This window comes from Synechococcus sp. R8-2 (assembly GCF_047461715.1).
Classification (GTDB): Bacteria; Cyanobacteriota; Cyanobacteriia; order Thermostichales; family Thermostichaceae; genus Thermostichus.
On sequence record NZ_JANSHQ010000240.1, the window covers coordinates 1 to 5,498 of the forward strand.

A 5,498-nucleotide genomic window follows, 5' to 3' on the forward strand; every position below is an offset into this window, starting at 1 on the left:
ATTTGCCACAGCCGGAGTGGCCGATTAAGGAGACAAACTCCCCTCGATGGATTTGCAGATCGATCCCTTTCAGAGCAAGGTATTCCTGCCCTCCGGGCAGAGCAAAAGATTTTTCCACCTGCTCCACACTGACCAATACAGACACAGAAAACCTCCCAACCTATCACCCGTCTAGCCTCAAACCAACCACATACTGACAACACATCCAACACATCATTGGTTGGCTATCTTGTTTTGCAAAACAGACATCAGGCGATCCAAAAGCAATCCCACCGCTCCGATGTAGATGACGGCAACGATGATCTCCGTAACGTAGTTCTGCTGGTAGGCATCCCAGATGAAAAAGCCGATCCCCGGCACACCCGACATCACAATTTCTGCGGCAATAATGGCCAGCCAAGACAGGCCGATGCCGATGCGCAGACCTGTGAACATGTAGGGCAGGGCTGAGGGCAGCAACACCTTAAAAAAGAAGTCCACTTTGGAGAGCTTGAGCACTTTGGAGACGTTGATGTAGTCTTCCGGGATCTGTCTCACCCCCACAGCCGTGTTGATGAGAATGGGCCAAATTGAGGTAATAAAAATAACGAACAGGGCAGCCGGCTCATTGCGTTGCAAAGCAGCCAAAGATATGGGCACCCAAGCCAAGGGAGCTACCATGCGCAAAAATTGGAAAATGGGATCCAAAGCTCGGTTGATCCACACACTGCTTCCCACCAAAATGCCCAGTGTGATGCCCACCAAGGCGGCACTGCAATAGCCGATGGCCACCCTTTGTAAGCTGGCCAAGGTTTGGCGCAGCAGCCCTTGGTCAAGGTCGCTGTTGCGGTACAAAGGATGCAGGATCAGATACCGGCTGCGCTCATCCATCCACACATCCCAGGGCCCCGGCAGCCGAATAAGGTTGGCACTGGCCAAGAGCTGCCAGATGAGCAGGAATCCAACAATACCCACCACAGGGGGGAGAATCTGATCTCGGTACTTCGCCAAATCGAGCTTCGCTGCCGAAGACTTTGGCGGAGAAGAAAGTGTTGTCGTCATAGCTCCTAGAGGAGGATAGGGTTTTACAAGGTTCTCTGGTGTTGCGCTTTTGGAACGCCCCGATCGAGGGGTTCTACACCGTGTTGGAGACAGAGCATGAGCTTGGATCGGCCTTGCCTTTTCTTTGGATGGGCAAACACAGGGATTGCAAACTCAACAAAACTCTCACGACAATCAGAAAACTCAGGATTCCTACGGCTATTGAAAGGATGAGCTTGTCCCAGCGAGGCCGGGCCGGCCTCTTAAAAAGAGGCTTCCTGAAGGGTTCGCGCGGAACGTGAAGTAGAGCCAACATAGCCGATCCTCAACATAGCATTCAAAGTTATTCAAAAAGTGCGAGGCTCATAGCATCCATCAACTTTCCATCGTTTGGGCAGAAAGCTCGGCACAGCTTTTTTCGACCTCGTGGGATCCCACAGGTAGGCAGGATCCCTGTCGCGCGAGAGATTCGAACAAGGAAACGGTAAGCCATGGACTTCCTGCGAAAGAAGGTGAGGAACTTGGCCCAATCAAGCTATTCAGCTAGACCCTTTTGATTTTCAGGCTGTTCAGGTAAGCCTGCGGATCCTGTGGGTCAAACACCACACCGTCAAAGAAACGCTCTGTTCCCCGCGAGGTGTTGTTGGGGATGTTCTTCACCCCCAGTGCCTGGGCGGCCTCACGCCAGAGATCTTCACGGTTCACTTCATCCACCAGACGACGGGCAGTATCCAGATCGGGAAGGAAGCGAGCGTGGAAGCCCCAACGCAGGGATTCCGTCAGGAACCAAAGGTCATGGCTCTTGTAGGGGTAAGAGACGCTGCCCCGGCCATCTTCCCAGTACAAGGGCCCGGCATTGAAATCTTGAACAGCTGGCTTGCCGTCTCCCAATTCGTATTTGCCTTGAAAGGGAGGGGTGAGAACTTCAACCGGCACATTCAGGTAGGCACGCCCTGAGAGAATGCGTGTCAGTTCTTCTCGGTTGGCCGGATCGTCGCACCATTGCTGCGCTTCCATCACCGCCATCAAAGTGGCTTGTGTGGCCCTGGGGTTTTGCTCTACCCAATCGGCGCGAATGGCCAAGTATTCTTCGGGGTGAAAGGGCCAAATCTGTTGGGTAAGGGCCGCCATAAACCCGATCCCATCTGCCACAATTCGGTAGGGCCAGGGATCCCCGGTGCTAAAAGCATCCATGGTGCCATTGCGCATTCCCTGCACCGTTTCGGCAGAGGGAACCGCCAACAGGTCGATGTCTTGATCCGGATCTACCCCCCCAGCAGCAAACCAGTAACGGATCCAAAAATCTTGATTGACGTTGGGGAAGGTATGAGCGGCCTTGAATTTGCGTCCGTTGCTGGCGCTGAAATTTTTGATGTAGTCTGCAGCTCCAGAAACATCTAGCCCCAAACCCTTGCCAGCATGCATTCCGGCAATGGCAATCCCGTTGCCTTGGGTGATCAACTGACACAGAACTGCCATGCGCACCGGCTGATTGTTGGTGATGGCGCCAATGTGGATCATGTGAGGCATCGGCATCTGCCACTGGCCACCGTCGATTCCCCCACCCGCTGAGCCGATGACCACATTGTCACGGGCTGCCGGCCAACTGGCCTGTTTCAACACCTCTACACCGGTCATGCCATGCTTGTCGAAAAAGCCCTTTTCCTTGGCGATGATCAGGGGGGCAGACTCCACAATCGGTATAAAGCCTAACCTGAGATTGGGGGTTTCTGGGCCGCTGGCCTGGGCAACCCAGTAGCCTGTGCTGGCCCGTGCTAAGCTGCCACTCACGAGTCCACCCACGGTGGCCGCACCCGCAGACAGCAAAAAGTTACGACGTGACGTCATGCTCACCTCATCGAAAGGATATGTGAAGGCAAGATGGAAGCTTTCCGGTTCAAGTCGCCTGACCCATGGATTTCCTTCGTGAAATCTCAAGAAATCCTTAAATCTCAGCTTGGTTGATATCCTAAGGGCAAATAAATATAGAAACAATACAATTATTATTTTGGTAAGCATAGACTTCCGTTTATCATTGTTGCGATGGCTTAGGTCTCAATGGCGCTTCCTTCGACGACGGCTTGCTCTGGGCAAAACAACTCAACAGATTGGGGATCCCTGCCCCATGCCGGCTACCACTGGGATGGCTGCACAGAGCGGTTTTTTGAGGGTTGGTATAGCCGGGTAACGTTGCCCGGGGATCCGCCCATTAGCTTTGCCTTCATGTACGCCATCGATCCCAAGCGCGGGGGCATGGCTCAGGTGTTGGGGCCGGAGGAGGAGTTGCATTGGCGCACCTTCCCCAATCCCCGCCGCTTTTGGGCCAGCTCAACCCATCTGGCCTTGGGGCACTCAGGGATCCCAGGCCCCGGCTGTCGCGGCCTTCAGGATCCCTTCACCTTCTTCCAGCGCACCGCCAGCGGCTACCAATACACCGCCCACCTCAATCAGGGGATTTTGCCGGATCCCTTGGGCTCTGAGCCCATTCGCTGGCTCTACCGCATTCAGCCTCGTTTTGCCTATGGGATCCCACCCCGAGCCACCATGGGAGCCTGGTCTTATCTGCCCATCTTTGAGCCGGGCTGGCAGATCCTCATGAGCCATGGCTTGGCCACCGGCTGGGTGGAGTGGAGAGGCAGGCGCTATGCATTTCAGCAGGCTCCCGCCTACGCCGAAAAAAATTGGGGCCAAAGCTTTCCTCGCCGCTGGTTTTGGATCCAGTGCAACGCCTTTCCCCAACATCCCGGCCTTAGCCTCACCTGTGCCGGAGCTGAGCGGCAGGTGCTCACCCGCCCCGAAGAAGTGGCCCTGATCAGCCTGCATGGATGGGGATCCCAGCCCTTTTTGGAATGGCGACCCGGATCCGCTCGGCTGACCTGGCAAGTGGATCCCTGGGGATCCTGGCGAATCTGGGGAGAAAGTGCCCTCTGGTGTATTCGGCTGGAAGGGCACACGGGACGGCCTGGCCAAACTGTATTCACTCCTGGCCCAGAAGGGATGCAGCGCAACTGTCGGGATACCCTGGCAGGACATCTGCACCTACAGCTTTGGCAGCGCAACGGCCAAGTCTGGACGCCGGTGATCAAGGCCACCAGCCCCCAAGCCGGCCTCGAAGTGGGGGGAGAAGTCCGGCAACCTTGGCAAGGGCAATGTTAACGCTGGTGGATATCTACACCCCCGTTGGACTTTCCAAAAAACGCTCTTGTGCTAGAATGCCTAAGCCACATTGATAGATGTCCATCTCTGTCTCTGGATAGTACTGGATAGTATCTGAGTAACTATGGACAGATAGTATGGACAGACAGTCAACCGTGGTTGGCCCGCCCCTTTTGCGCCTGTAGCTCAGTGGACTAGAGCACGTGGCTACGGACCACGGTGTCGGGAGTTCAAATCTCTCCAGGCGCGTTTTGGCCCCAGACAGCTTCCGTCTGGGGTATTTACCGTCCCTTGGTTTCGCCAGAACTTGTGCTAGGATTACCCCTATCAAGTCCGCCTTGATGCAGGCGTAGGGAGCCCGAGGATCATGTTTGAACGCTTTACAGAAAAAGCCATCAAGGTGATCATGCTGGCCCAAGAAGAAGCCAGACGGTTAGGTCACAATTTCGTTGGCACCGAGCAAATTTTGTTGGGGTTAATCGGCGAGGGCACTGGGGTCGCCGCCAAAGTTCTCAAGTCCATGGGAGTGAACTTGAAGGACGCCCGCATTGAAGTCGAGAAAATTATCGGTCGGGGATCCGGTTTTGTGGCCGTCGAGATCCCTTTCACTCCCCGCGCCAAGCGAGTGCTGGAACTCTCTCTAGAAGAGGCCCGCCAGCTCGGCCACAACTACATCGGCACTGAGCACCTGCTCCTGGGCCTGATCCGAGAAGGGGAGGGAGTAGCGGCCCGCGTCTTGGAAAACCTGGGGGTGGATCTCTCCAAGGTGCGCACCCAGGTGATCCGCATGTTGGGCGAGACTGCCGAAGTGACGGCAGGGGGGGGATCCTCCAGTCGCACCAAAACGCCCACCCTGGACGAATTCGGCTCCAACCTCACCCAACTGGCCCAGGAGGGCAAGCTGGATCCGGTGGTCGGTCGGACGCGGGAGATCGAGCGGGTGATCCAGATCCTGGGCCGCCGCACCAAGAACAACCCCGTCCTCATTGGCGAGCCGGGGGTAGGCAAAACCGCCATCGCCGAGGGTTTGGCCCAGCGCATCGTGCAGGGGGATGTGCCCGATATTTTGGCCGACAAGCGGGTGATCAGCCTGGATATTGGCTTGCTGGTGGCCGGCACCAAGTACCGCGGCGAGTTTGAAGAGCGCCTCAAGAAAATCATGGATGAGATCCGCAATGCCGGCAACATCATCCTGGTCATCGACGAGGTGCATACCCTGATCGGGGCCGGGGCTGCGGAAGGGGCGATTGATGCCGCCAACATCCTCAAGCCTGCCTTGGCCCGTGGCGAGTTGCAGTGCATCGGCGCCACCACCCTGGATG

At 56.2% G+C, this 5,498-nt stretch carries 4 protein-coding genes, 1 tRNA gene and 1 pseudogene; 3 read left to right on the forward strand and 3 right to left on the reverse strand.

Features of this window, described 5'->3' with window-relative positions:
* The 3 genes and pseudogenes from NW819_RS06395 to NW819_RS06405 all read right to left on the reverse strand — a co-directional run.
* Positions 1-145 (reverse strand): annotated as a pseudogene (locus NW819_RS06395) (bacitracin ABC transporter ATP-binding protein); the annotation flags it as partial.
* A gap of 68 nt (positions 146-213) precedes the next feature.
* Positions 214-1,041, reverse strand: coding sequence for a nitrate ABC transporter permease (gene ntrB, locus NW819_RS06400; protein WP_414413244.1), 828 nt, complete (start codon positions 1,039-1,041; stop codon positions 214-216).
* A gap of 522 nt (positions 1,042-1,563) precedes the next feature.
* A complete protein-coding gene (locus tag NW819_RS06405) occupies positions 1,564-2,874 on the reverse strand; it encodes a CmpA/NrtA family ABC transporter substrate-binding protein (RefSeq protein ID WP_414413245.1) in 1,311 nt (436 codons plus the stop codon).
* 204 nt (positions 2,875-3,078) lie between these two features.
* Between NW819_RS06405 and NW819_RS06410 the strand changes: the two genes are divergently transcribed.
* The 3 genes from NW819_RS06410 to NW819_RS06420 all read left to right on the forward strand — a co-directional run.
* On the forward strand, positions 3,079-4,176 hold the full coding sequence (locus NW819_RS06410; protein WP_414413246.1) for a tocopherol cyclase family protein: 1,098 nt from the start codon (positions 3,079-3,081) through the stop codon (positions 4,174-4,176).
* 175 nt (positions 4,177-4,351) lie between these two features.
* Positions 4,352-4,425: transfer RNA gene (locus NW819_RS06415), tRNA-Arg, on the forward strand.
* A gap of 118 nt (positions 4,426-4,543) precedes the next feature.
* A partial coding sequence (locus NW819_RS06420) for a Clp protease N-terminal domain-containing protein (RefSeq protein WP_414413247.1) occupies positions 4,544-5,498 on the forward strand: 955 nt, incomplete at its 3' end.